Annotated in this window: 17 protein-coding genes; 14 read left to right on the top strand and 3 right to left on the bottom strand. The window is 70.3% G+C overall.

Features of this window, described 5'->3' with window-relative positions; genetic code table 11:
- Positions 1 to 12: 12 nt before the first annotated feature.
- Together sufU and ABD289_RS21065 are read left to right on the top strand one after the other, a co-directional pair.
- Positions 13 to 474 (top strand): Fe-S cluster assembly sulfur transfer protein SufU, encoded by a 462-nt coding sequence (gene sufU, locus ABD289_RS21060; RefSeq protein WP_344135672.1) that lies wholly within the window; start codon positions 13 to 15, stop codon positions 472 to 474.
- 51 nt (positions 475 to 525) lie between these two features.
- Positions 526 to 930: a metal-sulfur cluster assembly factor gene (locus tag ABD289_RS21065; protein ID WP_344135675.1), complete on the top strand. Its 405-nt coding sequence runs from the start codon at positions 526 to 528 to the stop codon at positions 928 to 930.
- 66 nt (positions 931 to 996) lie between these two features.
- On the opposite strand, the gene ABD289_RS21070 is transcribed toward ABD289_RS21065, so the two are convergent.
- Positions 997 to 2,835, bottom strand: coding sequence for a GGDEF domain-containing protein (locus ABD289_RS21070; RefSeq protein WP_344135678.1), 1,839 nt, complete (start codon positions 2,833 to 2,835; stop codon positions 997 to 999).
- Between the two features lie 337 nt (positions 2,836 to 3,172).
- Positions 3,173 to 4,381, bottom strand: a complete 1,209-nt coding sequence (locus tag ABD289_RS21075) for a lycopene cyclase family protein (RefSeq protein WP_344135681.1) — start codon at positions 4,379 to 4,381, stop codon at positions 3,173 to 3,175.
- A 59-nt stretch (positions 4,382 to 4,440) separates the two neighbouring features.
- On the opposite strand from ABD289_RS21075, the gene ABD289_RS21080 reads away from it, so the two are divergent.
- The 7 genes from ABD289_RS21080 to ABD289_RS21110 all read left to right on the top strand — a co-directional run bounded on the left by ABD289_RS21080 (position 4,441) and on the right by ABD289_RS21110 (position 12,212).
- Positions 4,441 to 5,937, top strand: coding sequence for a deoxyguanosinetriphosphate triphosphohydrolase family protein (locus ABD289_RS21080; protein ID WP_344136723.1), 1,497 nt, complete (start codon positions 4,441 to 4,443; stop codon positions 5,935 to 5,937).
- Between the two features lie 293 nt (positions 5,938 to 6,230).
- Positions 6,231 to 6,932: an acVLRF1 family peptidyl-tRNA hydrolase gene (locus ABD289_RS21085; RefSeq protein ID WP_344135684.1), complete on the top strand. Its 702-nt coding sequence runs from the start codon at positions 6,231 to 6,233 to the stop codon at positions 6,930 to 6,932.
- A gap of 149 nt (positions 6,933 to 7,081) precedes the next feature.
- Positions 7,082 to 8,710 carry an ABC-F family ATP-binding cassette domain-containing protein gene (locus ABD289_RS21090; protein WP_344135687.1) on the top strand — a complete coding sequence of 543 codons (1,629 nt, stop codon included), beginning with the start codon at positions 7,082 to 7,084 and terminating at the stop codon, positions 8,708 to 8,710.
- 398 nt (positions 8,711 to 9,108) lie between these two features.
- A complete protein-coding gene (locus ABD289_RS21095) occupies positions 9,109 to 9,318 on the top strand; it encodes a helix-turn-helix domain-containing protein (RefSeq protein WP_010310662.1) in 210 nt (69 codons plus the stop codon).
- 36 nt (positions 9,319 to 9,354) lie between these two features.
- The gene (locus ABD289_RS21100) at positions 9,355 to 10,164 is read left to right on the top strand and encodes an enoyl-CoA hydratase/isomerase family protein (RefSeq protein ID WP_344135701.1); all 810 of its coding nucleotides are present in this window, start codon (positions 9,355 to 9,357) and stop codon (positions 10,162 to 10,164) included.
- A 166-nt stretch (positions 10,165 to 10,330) separates the two neighbouring features.
- Positions 10,331 to 10,957 carry a TetR/AcrR family transcriptional regulator gene (locus ABD289_RS21105; protein WP_344135704.1) on the top strand — a complete coding sequence of 209 codons (627 nt, stop codon included), beginning with the start codon at positions 10,331 to 10,333 and terminating at the stop codon, positions 10,955 to 10,957.
- 532 nt (positions 10,958 to 11,489) lie between these two features.
- Positions 11,490 to 12,212 (top strand): Imm1 family immunity protein, encoded by a 723-nt coding sequence (locus ABD289_RS21110; protein ID WP_344135707.1) that lies wholly within the window; start codon positions 11,490 to 11,492, stop codon positions 12,210 to 12,212.
- Positions 12,213 to 12,435: 223 nt separating this feature from the next.
- Here ABD289_RS21110 and ABD289_RS21115 read toward each other — a convergent pair whose 3' ends face one another.
- Positions 12,436 to 13,107 carry a TetR/AcrR family transcriptional regulator gene (locus tag ABD289_RS21115; RefSeq protein WP_344135710.1) on the bottom strand — a complete coding sequence of 224 codons (672 nt, stop codon included), beginning with the start codon at positions 13,105 to 13,107 and terminating at the stop codon, positions 12,436 to 12,438.
- 123 nt (positions 13,108 to 13,230) lie between these two features.
- Here ABD289_RS21115 and ABD289_RS21120 point away from each other — a divergent pair, with 123 nt between their 5' ends.
- The 5 genes from ABD289_RS21120 to nikE all read left to right on the top strand — a co-directional run bounded on the left by ABD289_RS21120 (position 13,231) and on the right by nikE (position 19,923).
- Positions 13,231 to 14,364 carry an acyl-CoA dehydrogenase family protein gene (locus tag ABD289_RS21120; protein ID WP_344135713.1) on the top strand — a complete coding sequence of 378 codons (1,134 nt, stop codon included), beginning with the start codon at positions 13,231 to 13,233 and terminating at the stop codon, positions 14,362 to 14,364.
- 250 nt (positions 14,365 to 14,614) lie between these two features.
- Positions 14,615 to 16,414: an ABC transporter substrate-binding protein gene (locus ABD289_RS21125; RefSeq protein WP_344135716.1), complete on the top strand. Its 1,800-nt coding sequence runs from the start codon at positions 14,615 to 14,617 to the stop codon at positions 16,412 to 16,414.
- A 16-nt stretch (positions 16,415 to 16,430) separates the two neighbouring features.
- Entirely contained in the window at positions 16,431 to 17,456 is a 1,026-nt protein-coding gene (locus tag ABD289_RS21130; RefSeq protein WP_344136726.1) for an ABC transporter permease, read from the top strand.
- Positions 17,453 to 18,346, top strand: a complete 894-nt coding sequence (locus ABD289_RS21135) for an ABC transporter permease (RefSeq protein WP_344135719.1) — start codon at positions 17,453 to 17,455, stop codon at positions 18,344 to 18,346. The genes ABD289_RS21130 and ABD289_RS21135 overlap by 4 nt, the downstream gene beginning before the upstream one ends.
- Entirely contained in the window at positions 18,343 to 19,923 is a 1,581-nt protein-coding gene (gene nikE / locus ABD289_RS21140) for a nickel ABC transporter ATP-binding protein NikE (RefSeq protein WP_344135722.1), read from the top strand. The genes ABD289_RS21135 and nikE overlap by 4 nt, the downstream gene beginning before the upstream one ends.
- Positions 19,924 to 19,950: the final 27 nt, after the last annotated feature.

Consider the following 19,950-nt stretch of genomic DNA (forward strand, 5'->3'; position numbering starts at 1 on the left):
GAGGATTGCTAGATGCAGCTGGAACAGATGTACCAGGAGATCATCCTGGACCACTACCGCAACCCGCACCTGCACGGGTTGCGGGAGCCGTTCGATGCGGAGTCTTTCCAGGTCAACCCGACCTGCGGCGATGAGGTGACGCTGCGGGTCCACTTGACCGGCAGCGATGAGAACGCCATCGTCGAGGACGTCTCCTACGCGGGGCAGGGCTGCTCGATCAGCCAGGCCGCCGTTTCGGTGCTCACCGACCTGGTGGTGGGTCGGCCGCTGAAGGAGGCGATGCAGACCGAGGCCGCGTTCGCCGAGCTGATGCACGGCCGCGGCAAGGTGGAACCGGACGAGGACGTGCTGGCGGACGGCATCGCCTTCGCCGGCGTGGCGAAGTACCCGATGCGGGTGAAGTGCGCCCTGCTGGGCTGGATGGCCTTCAAGGACGCGGTTTCCCGCGTGGTGGCCGTGCCCAGTTCCAGCTGACGGTTCGGCCCGGACACCGACCACCACGAACGGAACTTCTTAGGAGGCGCCATGAGCGAAGAGACGCAGGTGGCCGAGGACGTGGAGCGCTCCGCGGAGGCTCTGCCCGAGCAGGCGGCCCCGAGCGCGGAGCTCGCCAAGGTCGAGGACCTCGAGGAGGGCATGCGCGACGTCGTCGACCCGGAACTGGGCATCAACGTCGTCGACCTCGGCTTGGTCTACGACATCCGCGTGGAGCCGGACAACTCCGCCACGGTCGACATGACCCTGACGTCGCCGGCCTGCCCGCTGACCGACGTCATCGAGGACCAGGCCCGCGCCGCCCTCACCGGTGGTCCGGGCGGCGGCCTCGTCAACGACTTCCGGATCAACTGGGTCTGGATGCCCCCGTGGGGTCCGGAGAAGATCACCGAGGAAGGCCGGGAGCAGCTGCGTGCCCTGGGCTTCACGGTCTGAGGACCCCTCCGGTCCGGCTTCGAGGAGCCCCCGCCGCACTCCGGTGCGGCGGGGGCTCCTCGCATGTCAGCGGTGGTTCATCCACTCCGGGTCCTGAGTGGGGAATTCGGGGCCGTCGGCGGGCCCGCCCGGCGCCGGTGGCGGAGGTGGGGCCTGCGGAGCGTGCGGATGCGTTTGCGGGCCGGGGCGCTGCGGGAGCGCGCCGTCCTGCTGCCTGCCGCGCAGGACCTCGATGCGTTCCGAGCCCGGGCGCAACATGACCCAGGCGGAGCCGCTCAGCGACTTGGCGGACTTCTTCAGCGGCGCGAGCTTGTGCGATGCCTCGTCGTAGTCGCTGACCGTGTTGGTCGTGCACACCAGGGTCGCCAGGGACAGGCTGATGTCCACCCCGCCCGCGCTGCGGTCCGGTGCGAGGATGGTCTCGGCGAGGGTGACGAGGTCGTCGAGATCGGCCACCAGCAGGAAGTCGTCGCCGCCCACGTGACCGACCTGCACCGAGCTCAGCGAGGCGGCCGCGTCGGTGAGGCTGCGGCCGACGGCGCGGATCAGGTCGTCGCCCGCCGAGAAGCCTGCCGTGTCGTTAACCGTCTTGAACCCGTCGATGTCGAGCCAGCTGATAGCGAAGATCTCGCCCGCGGCGATGCGGCGGGCGACGTCGCGGGAGATCGCGTCGCTGCCGGGCAGGCGGGTCAGCGGGTTCAGCGCCGCCGCCTCCTCGACCTTCATCTCGGCCATGCCGCGGATCAGGTCGCCCGCGCGGACCGCGCCGAGGCAGCGGCCCGCCTCGTCGACCACGATCGCGTCGTCGTACATCCGATACTGGTCCGAGCGGGTCACCATGGCCAGCGCCTCCATGGCGGTGGTGGCGGTGTTGACCACGCGGGGCTCGTCGGCCAGCCGCGAGGCGGGACGCTTGGCGTGCAGGGCGTGCCCGTAGGGGCCGGTGACCGCGAGCAGGAAGCGGTTTCGATCGATCGTGTACTGCGGGCAGTGGAACTCGTCGACCAGCACCACACCGCTGATCTCGGGGTGGTCGGCGAGCACGCCGCGAACCTCGTCGGCGGTGGCTTCGGTGCGCAGCACGGTGGCGGGGGAGAGGAACTCGGTCACGCGCGGGCCGCTGGCAACGGTGTTGATCGCGGGCGCCTGCGGATCGGTGACCTCGGCGGCCACCCCGGGCACCGTGCTGGCCTGCGGCGGGCGCCGGTTGGCCGGGGCGAGCAGGTTGCCCTGCACCAGCCGCACTCCGTTGCGGCGCAGCGCGGTGAGCTGGCGGTCGCTCTCCACGCCCTCGGCCACCAGCTGGCTCTCGGTGGACTCACACAGGTGGCGCAACGATTCGACCACCGCCATCCGGGACGGTTCGTCGGGCAGTCCCTGCACGATGGCGCGGTCGAGCTTGACCATCGCCGGTCCGCAGTCGGCGATCAGCGTCAGCGGCACGTCGCCCTGGCCGACGCCGTCGAGGGCGATCTGGAAGCCGTCGGAGCGCACCTTCTCGATGCCGTCGAGCAGCTGGTCGGTGTCCAGGCGGGCGAACGGCGTGCCGATCTCCAGGGTGACCTCGTGCTCGCGGCGACCGGACTCGCGCAGCTTCTCGCGCACCCGGTCCAGCCGTTCGCGGTCGTGCACGATCGTGCCGCCGAAGACGTTGAGGTGCAGGGGCAGCAGGGACTCGTGCCGGGTGGCGGCCTCCAGGGCCTTGACGGCGAGTTCGGCGTCGAGCTCGGTGAGCCTGCGGTGCTTGGCAGCTTCTCGGAACAGGTCCTGGACGTGCGCGCCCGCAGGCCGGGCCAACGCCTCGATGGCGACGATGGCACCGGTCTTGATGTTGATCAAGGGCTGGAACGCGAAGCGGACTTCATCCACCAGCGCACGCACGGAGTCGTTCCTCGCTTGACTCATGCGGCCCCAACGATGTCTTTCACGAGTCGTTCACCGACATTCCTGCTCCTCCTGCTCGGTGGAGCGCCGCTACTGCCCACTGACCAACCTAGCGTGTTTGACCAGTGACTAACATCGGCCGTCCGTCCAGCTTGTGGTCGTTGACGTGCCGAAGGGAGTCTGCCTCATTACGCTGCGTGCCTGCTGGGCAGAGCCTATCGGGTTAACGTCTGTACGCTGTGTGAACCTTCAGGGAATTCGGCGCGGCAAATCGGTGATGTGATTTATACCGTGATCGACACGGCAAAAACAGTCGCCCATGATTCGTTCCATTAGGCGAATCGGTAACCAAGATCGGTTATTCGATTTCCCCGCCGAACCCGTGCCTGGCGGGCGGATGCCCGAAGGTCATCCCGCCGAGCACCAGACGGCGTCGGATCCGCCAGCTCACCTTGCCGAAAAGGGTCGTCATGGCGCGAGCCGTGCCCGCCGACGAGCCCTCCCCGGTCAGGAACTCCGCGCGCTGCTGCTCGGGGATGCGGAAGAACGCCTCGAAGAACTCCGGCACCGCTTCGGGCGGCAGCTCCAGCAGGGCCCGCAACGCTCGTTGCCGCAGCACGTGCGCGGTCACCGCGTCCGAGGGCCACAGCACCGCCCAGGCCGCCCGCGCGGCCATCGCGGGGCCGGTGGCCAGCCCGCCGGCCAGAGCCGCGGCCAGCCACGGTGCGCGCCGCAGCGAACGGCCCACGCTGAACCCGCTGGCCGGGTGCACGAACCCGGCCGTGGCGCCGAAGGGCACCACCCGTCCGGGTCGGGGGAGCGGATCGTCGACCGGGAACCGCACGCGTTCCTCGTCCAGACGCTGCTCGACGTCGATGCCCGCAGCGGCCAGCCGTCCGGCCAGCCGGCGCCGCAGCATGGCCATCGGGAGCGCGGGTCGGCGGGCCAGCGAGGTCTCCTCCAGCAGCACCCGGTCGGATCCGAGGTGGACGCCGTAGAGGAAGGTCGGCCAGCCGCCGGTGGTGCGGGGCGCCGGGCGCCAATCCATGAACACGCCCTCGTCGGGCCCGCACAGCGCCTCGGCGGTGCGGCTGTCGAAGACCCAGCCGACCGCGGTCTGCTGCGCGGACGGGTGCGCGGGCCTGCCGCCGGAGAGGGCGCGGGCGGCCCCGGTGGCGTCCACAACCGCCCCCGCTGCCAGTCGCCTGCCGTCCTTGAGGACCACGGTGGAGCCGGTCGGGCCGTGCTCGGCGCCGACCGCGCGGCCGGCGACCTCGGTGATCCCGGGCCGCCACAGGTGCTTCCACAGCGCGGTGTTGTCCAGCACCGCGTACGGCCGCGGCCAGGTGTGCTCCGAGGTGCCGCGCGTGCGCACCCGGTCCATCACCGCGGCCGCGCACGTCCCGGCGATCGCCGGTGGGAGTTCGTCGACCCAGGAACCGAAGGTGCTGGCCCAGCCGCGGCGCGGAGCCGGATCGACCAGGGTCACCCCCATCCCGGCATCGTTGCAGGCCGCGGCAGCGGCCCGTCCCGCCGGGCCGCTGCCGATCACCACGACATCCGCCACGTGGTTATCAGATCACGTCCGGTCCCGGGACCGGAGTCAGGGAGGCTAACGTGGCGGGCATGCAGGAACGCGTCTCCCGCCGCAGCGATCGAACCGGACGTTCCATGCCCGGTGATCTCGCCACCGGTCCGTTCCGCGCGGATCGCGATCGCATCGCGGCGTCGGCGTTCTTCGCCCGGCTGGGCGGGGTCACCCAGGTCGTCAGCCCGTCGGGTTCCGGATTGCTGCTGCACAACCGGCTCACGCACAGCCTCAAGGTCGCGCACGTCGCGCGCGCCATCGCCGAACGGCTGCTCGCCGACCCGGAGCAGCGCGCCAGGCTGGAGCGGCTCGGGGGCTGCGACCTGGACGTGGTGGAGGCCGCCAGCCTCGGCCACGACCTCGGGCATCCGCCGTTCGGGCACCTGGGCGAGAGCGTGCTGGACCGGATCGCCCGCGAGCGCTTCGGGCTCCCCGACGGCTTCGAGGGCAACGCGCAGACCTACCGCGTGGTCACCCGGATCGACGTCCGCGGGCTGGATGCCGAGGGTCTGGACCTGACGGCGGCGGTGCGCGCGGCGCTGCTGAAGTACCCGTGGACCCGGCACTCGCCGGTGCCGCAGCGCGCCACCGAGCTGCCGCGCGGCGCGTCCGAGCCGGAGGGGGCTCCGGGCACCGGCGCCGCGAAGTTCTCCTGCTACAGCACCGAGCTGGAGGACATGCGGGACGCGCGCGTCCCGTTCGACGAGCGGTTGCCCGCCTGGCAGCAGACGGTCGAGGCCTCGATCATGGACACCGCCGACGACATCGCCTACGCGATCCACGACCTGGAGGACTTCCACCGGGTCGGGATCCTGCAGTACACGACGGTCTCCCACGAGCTCACCGAGTGGCTCGGCCACGCGTTGGAGTTCGCAGCGCTCGACGAGGTGCCCGACCGGCCGGGAGCGTCGCTGGAGCGGCTGCGCCGCCGGCTGCACGACAAGGACGGCTGGATCGCCTCCGACGAGGCGTTCCTGGACGCGGTCAAGAAGGTCCGCACCGACCTGGTGGCCAACCTCCTCGAGGTGCCCTTCGACCGCTCCAAGCGCGCCGAGCAGGCCGTCGCCCGGTTCTCGGGCGACTGGACGCGGCGGCTGGTCGAGGGCATCCAGGTCACCGAGAAGGTGGAACCGCGTTCCGGGCAGGTCGCGCTCGGTCAGGAGCAGTGGCACGAGGTGCAGGTGCTCAAGTTCGTGCACCGCCGCTTCGTGCTGCAGCGGCCGGACATGGCGCTGCAGCAGCGGGGGCAGGACCGGTTGATCAGCAACCTGGTCGCGGCCCTCGACGAGTGGCTGGTGGACTCCAGCGAACTCGCCCCGCACCGGTTGCGCGACCTCTACGAGCTGACCACCGCGGAGTTCGAGGAGCTGCGCAACGACCACTTCGATCTGCTCCCGGGAGCGGGCATGGAGAAGATGGCCCGCGGCCGAGCGGTGATCGACTTCGTCGCCTCGCTCACCGACGACCAGGCGGTCTCCCTGCTCGACTCCCTCTCCGGCAGAACCACCCAGCCCTACAACGCCCTGGTCCTGTGACAGCTTCGTCTAAGGGGATATTTCGGTTCGGGGGTTTGCGTGGCGGGGCGGGTAGCGGAACCTCAGACGCCGCCGGGCTGCGGGATCCGCTCCTTGAGTGGCGGCTTGCGCGGCGTCGCGGCTGTCCTCGCCCGGCGACGTCTGAGAACCCGCCGCGGAGCCGGCCGGGTCCCGCACCGCATGCGGCTGGCGCCGCATCCTGACAGTTTTGCCTAAAACTGTCCGCTTGTTTCGGGCGCTGGGTGGTGACAGTTTTAGGCAAAACTGTCACGTGCCCTGGAGGGGAGGTCTTCGTGGCGAAGGCGCGGGAGTTGCCCGGCGGAGGTCGTGCCGTCGAGGTCGAGCCGCGGCGGGTGCCGGGCTGGTTCGAGCGCTTCGCCAGCTCGCACGGCGGGGTCGAGGAAACCGAGCTGAATCCGCGGAACGTGCGGGTGGTGGCCGCCGACGGGGCGGTCGTCGAGGTCGACGTGCCCTTCGGTGAGCTCCCGCCGCCGCACGGGCGCCAGCAGGGGCTGGCCGTGACCTCGCTGGTCGAGCACCTGCAGACCCCGCGCCGCATCGGCCTGGTGCTGGTGCGGCTGGGCGCGCACAGCGTCGGCATCGCCCGGGGCGGCGAGGTCGAGCGCTCCAACACCGACCGCCACCTCGTGCACGGCCGCAACAAGGCGGGTGGTTGGTCGCAGCAGCGCTTCGCGCGACGCCGCGAAGGGCAGTCGCAGCGGTCGCTGGCCTCGGCCGCCGACGCCGTGGCCAAGACGCTGCTGCCGGAGGCCGCCGAGCTCGACGCCGTGGTCCTGGGCGGCGACAAGAAGGCGCTGCGAGCTCTGCACGAGGACGCCCGCCTGACCGACTTCCTGGCCCGTGCCGAACCGCGCGTCCTCGACGTGCCCGAGCCGCGCCGCACCGTCCTCGACGACGCCGCGCAGCGCGCGATCGCGGTGGAGATCGCGATCTACGACCCCGGGACCGCGAAAGCGCTCGACAACGGCCGGTAGACTCGGAGCGTGGTCAGCAAGCGATCGATGCCGCGGCTCCCGCGCGCCACCCCGCGCGCTCACTAGCGCGCCATTCCTGCGCCCACTCGGTCCGCGACCGGTGGGTGCGTTCTTGCCCTGCCTGACCACCCGACCACCGGAGCATTCCTTTGATCTCTGCCACCGGCCTCGAGCTGCGCGCCGGCTCCCGAATCCTGCTCGAAGACGCCAACTTGCGCGTCCAGCCCGGCGATCGCGTCGGCCTGGTCGGCCGCAACGGCGCGGGCAAGACCACCACGCTGCGAGTGCTCGCCGGCGAGGGCGAACCGCACGGCGGTGAGCTGGCTCGCAGCGGTGAGATCGGTTACCTCCCGCAGGACCCCCGCGAGGGCGACCTGACGATCGCGGCCAAGGACCGGGTGCTCTCGGCCCGCGGTCTAGACCAGATGCTGCGCGACATGGAGAAGGCGCAGACCGAGATGGCCGAGCTCGTCGACGAGAAGGCGCGGGACAAGGCCATCGCCCGCTACGGCCGCCTCGAGGAGCGCTTCGCCGCCCGCGGCGGGTACGCGGCCGAGAGCGAAGCCGGGCGCATCTGCGGCAACCTCGGCCTGCCGGAGCGGATCCTCAACCAGCCGCTGCGCACGCTGTCCGGCGGTCAGCGCCGCCGCGTCGAGCTGGCTCGCATCCTGTTCGCCGCGTCCGAAGCGGGTCCCGGTGGCCGTTCGGCGAGCACGCTGCTGCTCGACGAGCCCACCAACCACCTCGACGCCGACTCGATCGCGTGGCTGCGCGAGTTCCTGAAGAACCACGACGGCGGCCTGGTGGTCATCAGCCACGACATCGACCTGCTCGCCGCGGTGGTCAACAAGGTGTGGTTCCTGGACGCCGTTCGCGGCGAGGCCGATGTCTACAACATGGACTGGACGCGCTACCAGGACGCGCGCGCCGCCGACGAGAAGCGCCGCCGCCGCGAACGCGCCAACGCCGAGAAGAAGGCCTCCACCCTGATGGCGCAGGCCGACAAGATGCGCGCCAAGGCGACCAAGGCCGTTGCGGCGCAGAACATGGCCAAGCGCGCCGAGAAGCTCCTCGCGGAGTCCGAGGGCGAGCAGGCCCAGGACAAGGTCGCCAAGATCCGCTTCCCGGAGCCCGCGGCCTGCGGGAAGACCCCGCTGACCGCGGACGGGCTGAGCAAGTCCTACGGCTCGCTGGAGATCTTCACCGGGGTCGACCTGGCCATCGACCGCGGTTCCAAGGTCGTCGTGCTGGGGCTCAACGGTGCGGGCAAGACCACGCTGCTGCGGCTGCTCGGCGGTCAGGAGACCCCCGACGCGGGTGAGGTCGTACCCGGGTACGGGCTGCGCGTCGGCTACTTCGCGCAGGAGCACGAGACCCTCGACCACGATGCCACGGTCTGGGAGAACGTGCGCGCCGCCGCTCCGGACACACCGGAGCAGGATCTGCGCACGCTGCTGGGCACCTTCGTGTTCCAGGGCGAGCAGCTCCAGCAACCCGCCGGAACGCTTTCCGGTGGCGAGAAGACCCGGCTGGCGCTGGCCGGTCTGGTCTCCAGCCAGGCCAACGTGCTGCTCCTGGACGAGCCGACGAACAACCTCGACCCGGCCAGCCGCGAGCAGGTGCTCGACGCGCTGCGCACCTTCGCGGGCGCCGTCGTGCTGGTCACCCACGACCCGGGCGCCGTCGAAGCGCTCGAGCCGGAGCGCGTCATCTTGCTGCCGGACGGCACCGAGGACCACTGGTCCGAGGACTACCTGGAGCTCGTCCAGCTGGCCTGAGCCGCTGTTCCCGGTTCATTTCCCGCGCAGCGGTCGCGATTCGCGGACCCGGCCCGACTCGCCGTCGGCCGGGGACCGCTCCGCTGCGCGGTTTTCCCGTCCGTTCCATCGGACGGCGCGTTTCGAGCCAGTGAATTCGCCGCTCGCGCAACCGCGCCCCGCTTGTATTTCACCGCTGGAATTTAACTCGCCCTGCTCCGATCGGACCAACACGGCGACCGACGGGCGTGTTGGTTACTGCGGATGGCTCAGCGTCTTCCGGTGATCGCCGGGTGCCTACCTCGACCTTCGGCCGATCTTTTTTCGATGATCGTCTGGCGTTCGGGCCTTTCCTGTTCGATCATTGCGCTGACAGGGGTCGCGAGGCCCGACCTGCTCGGAGGGAAGGCGGGGACACCGTGGCTGAGCTGAAGAAAGGCGCGCGCATCACAGGAAGTGCGCGCGACAAGCTTGCCAGCGATTTGCGAAAGAAATATGAGAAGGGGGCCAGCATCCGCGCGCTCGCGGAAGCGACTGGTCGGTCCTATGGCTTCGTGCACCGGGTTCTGAGCGAGTCCGGCGTGCAATTGCGGGGCCGCGGGGGAGCGACCCGGTCGAAGAAGAAGTAACCCGGTGGCCATCGGCCGCTTAACATGGAGGTCCGCTTGGCGGAGTCGATAGTGGACGCCGACCTGCTGGATCGTGGCGGCGTGGGGCTCACGATCCACGGGCGGCGTGCCACGGTCACGTTGAACCGCCCGGGCCAACTCAACGCGCAGACACCGCACACCTGGCAGGCGTTGCGGGAAATCGGCCGGTCCCTGGGAGCGGAGATCCGGGTCGTCGTGCTGCGCGGAGCCGGTCGAGCGTTCTCGGCCGGATTGGACCGGCGGTTGTTCGGGTTAGCCGAGGTGGATGGGGCGCCGGGCCTGGCAGATCTGGCCCGGCGTCCCACCGAACAGGCCGATGCCGACATCGCCGGGTTCCAGCAGGGCTTCAGCTGGCTGCGCGAGCCCGACCGGGTCACCATCGCGGCCGTGCACGGGCACGCGATCGGGGCCGGTTTCCAGCTCGCGCTGGCGTGCGATCTGCGCGTGGCCGCGACCGACGCGCGGCTGCGGATGGCCGAGACCGGGCTCGGACTCGTGCCTGATCTCGGCGGCACGCTCCCGCTGGTGCGCACCGTGGGATATTCGCGCGCGGTGGACATCTGCCTGACCGGCCGGGAGATCTGGGCCGACGAAGCGCTGCAGATGGGCCTGCTCAACCGGGTCGTTCCGCCGGAGTTGCTGGAGAGCACGGTGGACGAGCTGGCCGAGGCCGTGTGCGCACCGCCGGAGGGCGCCGTGCGCGAGACGCTGTCGCTGCTGTCCACGGCCGATGAAGTGGTCGAGCCCGAACAGCAGCTCGCCGCCGAGCGGGCCGCGCAGCTGCGCAGGCTCGCCGAGCTCGCCGGTGAATCCGGCGAAAGCTGAGCGGCAATATCACTGGGGATTGATTCCCCGTATCGCACTCGTCCGCCGCGCCTCGGGACGCGGCGCGAGGTGAGTTGTGCCATCGATTCCCTCGCGGGTCGATCGCACCACCGGTGTGGTGGTGGCGATAGTCTGTCGATCACGCGGACCGAGATCGAGGGAATGCATGACGCAGCGAGGGAACCGCAGGGAGCTGCTCGCCGACGCCGCCATCGATGTGCTGGCGCGCGAGGGCGGACGTGGGCTGACCCACCGCGCGATCGATCGCGCGGCGGGCGTGCCGGAGGGCACCACGAAGAACTACTACCCCAATCGCGGCGCGCTGTTCGAGGCGATCGCGCACTACCTCGCCGAGCGGCACACCGCCGCGCTCGAAGCGCTGTGCGAGCAGATCCCCGACGACCTGGAGCCCGACGACGTCACCGCGCTGTACGCCGCCATGCTGCGGCGGATGTCCGGCAGCGCCCGGACCCAGTTCCTCGCGCTGTTCGAACTGCACCTGGAAGGCGTGCGCAACCCCGAGGTGCGCAAGATGCTGGGCGAGATCAGCCGCGGCAACGTGGATACCGCCGTGCGGCTGCACGCCGCGGTCGGCCGCAGGCTCAGCATGCGCGGTGCGGGGCTGCTCGACGCGGGAATGCTCGGCGTGGCCATGGCGACCCTGAGCCTGCCCGAGGAACTGGTCGGCGAACTGGGTTTCGACGACGACGAAGCGGTGTCTCGCGCGTTGTTGACGCTGGCGCGGAGCAGGGGCGACGCAGGCCTGGAAGTGCTACGAGACTCAGCGGGTTGAACCTTCGACGTCCGTTGCGCCGGGTTGCGTGGCGGTGCGGGTAGGAGAACCTGACACGCCGCCCGGCTGCGGGATCCGCTCCTTGAGTAGCGGCACGTCGCGGCTGTCCTCGTCGGACGACGTGTCAGAACCTCCGGCGGTGCCGGTTGCCGGGGTGGGGTTTCGGCTCGCGGCTTCGCCGCTTGCGCCGGATCGGGGGACCCGGGGCTTGCTCCGGCTGAGTTCGGCTTGGGTCGGTTTGGTTTCCCCGGGGTATTAGGTCGACTGTGGGTGTTCGGGGTTCGGAGCTCCGGTTGGGGTGTGGTGCTACCGGGTGGTTTTGCGCGGGTCGTCCGTGATCCTTTCTGCTCGGGGTGGGGGTTTTCGGTCCTGGTGGTGCTGGGCGATCGGGCGCTGCGCTGTGCGGACGGGCCTCCGACCAATGTCGGATGCGCTGCGGGGCGGGCGTATGACGCGCGGTAGCCTTCCTGCGGAACTAGATCTGGGTGGGGCGTCCTGGGGCGCCCACGATCGAAGTGGATGCAGGGAAGGCATGTCGAATCCAGCGCAGGACGAGCCCGACCCGCACGCGTCGCTGGAGCCACCGGCGGTGATCTTCGCGCGACTGGCAGAAGTCGGCGTCGACAACATCGACAAGCTGATCGAGGACACCCGCGCGATATACGACGATCTGAACAAGGTGCTCGGTCATCCGTACTGGGGCGACCTGGTCTTCCAGCAGGGCGCGGCGATGAAGGCCCTCAACGAGGCGCGGCTGTGCCTGGAAGGGCTGCAGGCCGAGGCGACGGGTGCCCGCAACACCGAACTGGGGGTCACCGTCACCACCGCGGTCGTCGGTGGGGAGCGGTTGTACGCGACCAGCGAGGAGGACAAGGCCGAACTGGTCGAGAAGGTGCTGCGGCCCGGCAAGCCGGGTGCCTGCCACCTCTACGTCTGGGATCGCCCGCACGCCGATCCGGACGTGCCCGGGCCCTACGAGCAGGTCCGGATCGTCACCGACGCGGAGAACGAGGTCGGCGTCCTCAACTTCACCGAGGAGCACGACGACGGCGAGATGACGTCCTGGCACACGCACAACCCGGAACCGGCCCCGGACGCTCCCGCGCTCCCGTTCGACGCGGGGAGCACGCTGAAGTTCCCGCGCAACGCGGTGCTGCCGTTCCGGGAACTGCGCGCCGCGCTGGACGAGTTCGCCAAGTTCGGGGAGCGCCCCGGCTCGGTCACCTGGCAGCCCGCTCGCTGGGGCGACATCTGACTCCCGGCCCGCGAACCCGCCCGCGGGTTCGGACGTCGCGGTCCCAACGAGGCGCGTCGGTGTGCGGCGGCAGCCGCATGGGGCGTGGGGCTCCGCTCGCACCGCCGCGGGTTCGCGGACGTCGCCCGGCGAGGGCCGAGGCGCCGCGCGTGCGCGCGGCGCGGATCCCGACGACGGGTTCCGCCACCCGCACCGCCGAGCAAGCGGCCAACCGAAACATCTCCTAGTGGCGGAAGACTTGGCCGTCCGGGATGTCGACGCCCAGTTGCGCGAGCACCTCGATGAGCACCACTGCGACCTGGCGGGCGACCCGATCGGCCAGCTCGTCCTCCGTCTCGTCGCGGTGGTCGAGCCACCAGACGATGCTGGCATCGACCATGCCCATCAAACCCGCGAGCACGCCGTCCGGCGGGGCGGCGGGCAGCTCGGCGGCGTCCAGGTAGGCGCGCATCGCCTCGACGATCTCGTTGAGGAACCGCGTCCTGCCCATCCGCGCGCGGTGCAGCGCCTTGGTCTGCTGCTGCGCGGCGATGAACCGGTAGAGGTTCGGGTGCTCGGAAGCCCAGGCGATGCTGGCGGCCACGATCCCGCGGACGACCTCGAACGGGGTCCCGGCGCGGGAGAGGTGCGGCCGCACGCGCCGGATCAGCTCGGTCGCGGCGAGGCTGGTGACCTCGGCGTCGAGCTGCTCCTTGCCCGCGAAGTGCCGGTAGACGTTGGGGCGCGGAATCCCCGCCCGGTCGGCGATCTGCGCCATCCCCACCTGCGGCCCGACCGCGTCGATCGCCTCGATCGCGGCCACCACGATCTGGGTCCGCCGCGAATCGTTGTCCTGCGATTCCTTCGCCGATCGACGTCGAACGGTGGAATCGACCCACCTCGCCACGTTCACCACGGAGGGGACCGTACACGGTGATACACCTTGTACCCAGATCCGCGTGCGTGCTACAACCTGTATCCAGTACTCCGCCGTTCCGTAATGGAAGGACCAGCCGTGCCCTCTCGCCGTTCTCCCTGGATGAACGAGGAACTCGACGACCTCCGAGGTCTCGCGCGCACCTTCGCCGAGAAGGAGATCAAGCCGAACATCGAGCGGTTCATCGCCAACAAGGAGGTCGACCGCGAGCTGTGGACCAAGGCGGGCGAGGTCGGTCTGCTGTGCCTGTCGATTCCCGAGGAGTACGGGGGCGGTGGCGGCACCTTCGCGCACGAGGCGGTGCTGATCGAGGAGCAGGCCCGGATCGGTGACAGCTCCTGGGGAGCCTCGCTGCACAGCGGGATCGTGGCCCACTACATCCTCGCCTACGGCACCGAGGAGCAGAAGCGGGAGTGGCTGCCGAAGCTGGCCAGCGGCGAGTCCGTCGGCGCCATCGCGATGACCGAACCCGGTACCGGTTCGGACCTGCAGAGCATCGCCACCAAGGCGATCCGCGAGGGCGACGAGTACGTCGTCAACGGAGCCAAGACCTTCATCACCAACGGTGCGCAGGCCGATGTCGTGCTGGTGGCCGCCAAGACCGACCCGGAGGAGAGCGCCTCCGGCATCTCGCTGGTGATCGTGCCCACCGACACCCCGGGCTTCAAGCGCGGCCGGGTGCTGGACAAGATCGGGATGAAGGGCCAGGACACCTGCGAGCTCTTCTTCGACGACGCCCGGATTCCCGCGGGCAACCTGCTCGGCGAGAAGGAGGGCGACGGCTTCCTGCAGCTGATGATGCAGCTTCCGCAGGAGCGGCTGATCGTCGCGCTCGCCTGCGTCGCGGCGATGGAGTTCGCCATGGACGAGACGCTGCAGTACGTCCACTCCCGAAACGCCTTCGGCAGGCCCATCTTCAAGTTCCAGAACACCAAGTTCGAACTCGCCGAGGTAGCCACCGAGGCGCGGGTGAACCGATCGTTCATCGATGAGTGCATCGAGCTGCACATCAACGGCGAGCTCGACGTGCAGACCGCCGCCATGGCCAAGTACTGGTGCTCCGAGCGCGCGATGAAGGTCGTCGACCAGTGCCTGCAACTGCACGGCGGCTACGGCTACATGGAGGAGTACCCGGTCGCCCGGGCCTTCACCGATATGCGCGTGCAGCAGATCTACGCGGGCACCACGGAGATCATGAAGGAGATCATCAGCCGTTCGCTGCCGACGCCGACGTGACGGCGATCCGGTGAGTCGATGGTCGGGGCGAGCGCTGCTGAGCGGTGCTCGCCCCGCTTCGTCGCGCCGTCGCCGCTCGAGTCGCGGTCCCGGAGCCCGGTTGCGTCCGAGGTGCTGATCCCGGCGCCGCCACGCGAACTCCGAACCGAAATCTAGTAAGTCTGGGCGACAACGCGTAGTTAAGCATTGACGAACAGTGTCTGAAAGTGGTTCCTTCTTCTCGCTCACTTGACTGAGAGGGGCCTCGAAGGTGCGTGGACGTCTTGTCGTGCTCCTGGTCGCGCTGCTCGTCGGATCGGCCGCCCCGCTGCCCGCCATCGCGCAATCGGATTCCGATCCCGGTGGGCAGCAGGGCGCCACGCTGCGGGTCGGGTTGCAGCAGCAGATCGACTCGCTGAATCCGTTTCTGGGCTACTCGCTGGCCGCCACGGACATCTTCCGCGCGGTCTACCCGACGCTGACCACCTACAGCCCGGAGGACTTCTCGGTCACCCCCGAGCTGGCCGAGAGCTGGGAGTCCTCCCCGGACAAGCGCACCTGGACCTTCCACATCCGGCCGGACGTGCAGTGGTCGGACGGGCAGCCGGTGACCGCGCACGACGCCGCCTACACGTTCAACCGGATGATGCGGGACCCGGCCGCTGCCACCGCCAACGGCAACTTCGTGGAGAACTTCGAGACCGTCACCGCGCCGGACGACTCCACGCTGGTCATCCGCACCAGGACGCCGCAGGCGACGATGCTGGCCATCGACGCGCCGATCGTTCCGGAGCACGTGTGGTCCGAAGTGGACGACGTGGCGAACTTCGCCAACGACCGGATGCCGGTGGTCGGTGGCGGGCCCTTCACCATCACCGGCCACCGGCCCGAGCAGGACGTCACGCTCACCGCCAACCAGGACTACTGGCGGGGCGCGCCGGAGATCGACCGGTTGCAGTTCATCCAGTTCAAGAACAGCGACGCCGCGGTGCAGGCGCTGCGCAAGGGCGATATCGACGTCGTGCAGAAGCTCACCCCCGCCCAGTTCGACGCGCTCGCGGGCGAGGAGAACATCGAGCAGGTCAAGGGGCAGGGGCGCCGCTTCTTCGAGCTCATCCTCAACCCGGGGGCGGCCAACAGCGAGAACCAGCCGATCGGCACCGGGCACCCCGCGCTGCAAGACGTGCAGGTGCGCCGCGCGATCGACCACGCCATCGACCGCGAGGCCCTGGTGGACCGGGTTCTCGGCGGCTACGGGCAACTGGGCGGCGGTTACCTGCCGCCGATCTTCGACGACTACCACTGGACCCCGCCGGACCCGCGCCGGTTCGACCCGGCGCAGGCCAACCGGATGCTCGACGAGGCGGGTTACCAGCGCGGGCAGGACGGCATCCGGCGCACCCCGCAGGGCGAGCCGCTGAACTTCGACTTCGTGCTGCACGGCGACGAGTCGATGGACAACCAGGTCGGGCAGTTCGTCAAGCGCTGGCTCGCCGACATCGGCATTCGGGTGAACCTGCAACCGGTCTCGGACAACCAGGTCAACGACCGCACCGAGACCGGTGACTTCGACATGGTCATCAGCGGCTGGTCGGCCAACCCGGACCCGGACTACGTCCTGCGGTTGCAGACCTGCTCCTCGCGGCCCGGCCCGGACGGCGGCGGAACCCCGGACTCGTTCCTGTGCGACCGGCGCTACGACGAGCTCTACGCCTCGCAGCTGGCCGAGTTCGACCCGGCCAAGCGCATCGACCTGGTCAAGCAGGCGCAGTCCCGGTTCTACGAGCAGGCCACCGGCCTGATCCTGTACTACCAGAACTCCCTGGAGGCCTACCGCTCCGACCGCTACAGCGGTTTCACCACCCAGCCCGCGAACAACGGTGTGATCACCGGGCAGCAGGGATTCTGGGGTTACTACGGCGCCGAGCCCACCCAGAAGGCCATCAACGGCGACCGCGGGCCCGACTACGCCGCCATCGCGTGGGTGGCAGGCGGGCTGATCGTGCTCCTCGGCGTCGTGATCGTGCTGGTGCTGGTGCGGCGCCGGGCCACCGCCGACGATCGGGAGTGATCCGGTGGCCGACCTCATGACCGCGGTGGACGAACCGGAGCCGGCGAGCCGGGAGCGCGGGCGGCTGCTGCGCTACGTCGGCGGCAAGATCGGTGGCGGGCTGGTGAGCCTGTTCCTGGTCACCGTGCTGGGCTTCTTCCTGTTCCGGGTGATGCCCGGCGATCCGGTGCGCACCATGACCCGCGGCGCTCCGATGACCGACGACCAGATCGCCGCGCTGCGCGAGCGGTTCGGGCTCGATCAGCCGCTGTGGAAGCAGTTCCTGGACTACCTCGCCGCGCTGGGGCACGGCGACCTCGGCACGTCCTACACCTACAGCCGCCCGGTCTCCGAGCTGATCCTCGAGCGCATCGGCCCCACGCTGCTGCTGGCCGGTACCGCCACGGTGCTGGCCATCGGACTCGGGCTGTGGATGGGTTCGCGGGCCGCCTGGAAGCACGGCGGAGCCTTCGACAAGACCGCGACCTCGGCGGCTCTGACGCTGTGGTCGGTGCCCACGTTCTGGCTCGGGCTGATCCTGCTGATGGCGCTCGGCGTGGGATTCGGCCCGATTCCCGGGTTGTTCCCGGTCGGCGGCATTTCCTCCCCGGACGTGGCGCCGGGCGTGCTGCCGCACGTGCTCGACGTGGCCCACCACATGGTGCTGCCCACGCTGACCATGGTCGCGGTGATCTACGCCGAGTACCTGATGGTGATGCGCTCCTCGCTGCTCGAGGAGATGGGCGAGGACTACCTGACCACCGCCCGCGCCAAGGGATTGCGCGAGGACCTGGTGCGCGGCAGGCACGCCGTGCCCAACGCGCTGCTGCCCGCCGTGACGCTGATCTTCCTGCGGCTCGGCCTGGTCGTGGCCGGCGCGATCACGGTGGAGACGGTGTACTCCTGGCCCGGTATCGGGCTGCTGACCTTCGAAGCCCTGCGGGTGCCGGATCTGCCGCTGCTGCAGGGCGTTTTCCTCGTGCTCGCGGGAAGCGTGGTGGTGATGAACGTGCTGGCCGACCTGCTCTACCGGGTCCTCGATCCGCGAGTGCGGGAGTCATGAGCGGCGCGGCGAAGATCGTCCGCGCGCGTCGCCGCGCTCGGTTCGGCGAGGCGTGGGCGGTCTTCCGCGCCGATCGCGCCGGGCTCGCCGGGTTGCTGATCCTGGTGGCCGCGGTGCTGCTCGCGCTGCTGGCGCCGGTGCTCACCGACGCGAGCGGGCTCGACGTCACCCGGGTAGCCGGTGAGCCGCTGCAACCTCCCGGTCTGTCCTACCCGCTGGGAACCGACGAGTCGGGCCGCTCGGTGCTGCTGCTGACCTGGTGGGGCGCGCGGGTCTCGCTGGTGGTGGGCTTGTCGGCGGCCGTGTTGTCGGTGCTCATCGGCACGCTGGTCGGGGTGTGCGCCGCGCACTTCGGCGGCTGGACCTCGCGAATCCTGCTGCGCATCACCGACTTCTTCCTGGTGCTGCCCGCGCTGGTGCTTGCCATCGCGCTGTCGACGGTGCTCACGCGCGGGTTGTGGACCATCGTGCTGGCCATCGGCGTCACCGCCTGGCCGCACACCGCCCGGGTCGTGCGCGCGCAGACGCTCACCATCGAGGCGCGCGCCTACATCGAGCGGGCCCGCGCGCTCGGTGCCGGGCACGGACACGTGATCGGCAAGCACGTGCTGCCCGCCGTGCTGCCGCTGGTGCTGGCGAACACGACGCTGGCGGTGGCCAGTTCGATCATCGCCGAGTCCACGCTGTCGTTCCTCGGGCTGGGCGACCCCTCGCGGGTCTCCTGGGGCGCGATGCTCAAGTCGGCGATGGACACCGGAGCGGTCACCAGCGGTGCCTGGTGGTACCTGCTGCCGCCCGGTATCGGGATCGTGCTGGTGGTGCTCGGGTTCACGCTGTGCGGGCGGGCGCTGGAGACCGTGTTCAACCCGAGGTTGCGGGGGCGAAGGTGAGTCCGGTTCTGCAACTGCGCGACGTGTCGGTGACCTACCGAGGCGCCGACGAACCCGCGGCCGCCGGTGTGAACCTGAGCCTCGACGAGGGCGAAACCCTCGGCCTGGCGGGGGAATCCGGCTGCGGGAAGACGACGCTGGCGATGTCGGTGCTGCGGTTGCTGCCGCGCTCGGCGCACATCGACGGCGAGGTGCTGCTCGACGGCGAGGACGTGCGCGGGATGCGGTTCGGGCGGTTGCGCGCGGTGCGCTGGGCCTCCGCATCGGTGGTCTTCCAGGGCGCGATGCACGCGCTGAACCCGGTGCGCACCATCGGGCAGCAGATCGCCGAGCCGATGAAGCTGCACGGCACCTCCGAGGACGTCGACCGGCGGGTCGGCGAACTCCTCGAGCAGGTCGAGCTGCCCGCCGACCGCGCGGGCGCCTACCCGCACGAGCTCTCCGGCGGGCAGAAGCAGCGCGTCATGATCGCCATGGCGCTGGCCTGCGACCCCCGCCTGATCATCGCCGACGAGCCCACCACCGCGCTGGACGTCGTGGTGCAGGCGCAGGTCCTCGAGCTGCTCAAGCGCCTGGTCGCCGAGCACGGCATCGCGCTGATGATGATCAGCCACGACCTGTCGGCGCTGTCGGCCAGCTGTTCCCGGCTGGCCGTGATGTACCGGGGCGAGCTCGTGGAGCACGGCCCGACCGAGCAGGTCATGGCGGACCCGCGGCACGAGCACAGCCGGGCGCTGGCCGCGGCGTTCCCGACCGTGGGCGATCCGCGCTTCCGGCTCACCGACGGCGTTTCGGGCGGTGATCCGCTGCTGGCCGCGTCCGGGGTGTCGGTGGAGTTCCGCAGCAGGGCGGGTGGCGCCGTGCGCGCGGTCCGGGGCGTGGACCTGGCGGTGCGCGACGACGAGATCGTCGCGCTGGTCGGTCAGTCCGGGTCCGGCAAGACCACGCTCGCGCGCGCCCTGCTCGGACTGCAGCGGCCGACGGGCGGTTCGGTGCTGTTCGGCGGAACGCCGCTGCCGTCCGGCGCTTCCGGGCTGCGGGACTACCGGCGGAAGGTGCAGCTGGTGCTGCAGGACCCGACCGGGGCGCTCAACCCGCGGCACACGGTCTACGAGGCCGTCGCCGAAGGGCTGCGCGTTCACGGCATCACCGACGACGAACCCGGCCGCGTCGCGGCGGCCCTGGAAGCGGCCGAACTCCGTCCCGCCGAGGACTACTTCGGGCGTCTTCCGCAGGAGCTCTCCGGCGGCCAGCGCCAACGGGTGGTCATCGCGGGTGCGCTGGTGCTGGAACCGGAGGTCCTGATCGCCGACGAACCCGTCGCCTCGCTCGACGCCACGGTCCGTGGTGAGATCCTCGCCCTGCTGCTGCGCCTGCGCGTGGAACGCGGCCTGGCCACCCTGGTGATCACCCACGACCTGGGGCTGGCCTGGAACATCGCCGACCGGGTAGCGGTGATGTACCAGGGCGAGATCGTCGAGGAGGGCACGGTCGACCAGGTCCTGCAAGACCCGGCCCACACCTACACCAAGACCCTCCTCGCCGCCGTCCCGGCCACCACCCGCACGCCGGACTGACAGTTTTGCCTAAAACTGTCAGCTCCG

The sequence above is a fragment of the Saccharopolyspora halophila genome (assembly GCF_039531955.1).
GTDB classification, from domain to species: Bacteria; Actinomycetota; Actinomycetes; order Mycobacteriales; family Pseudonocardiaceae; genus Saccharopolyspora; species Saccharopolyspora halophila.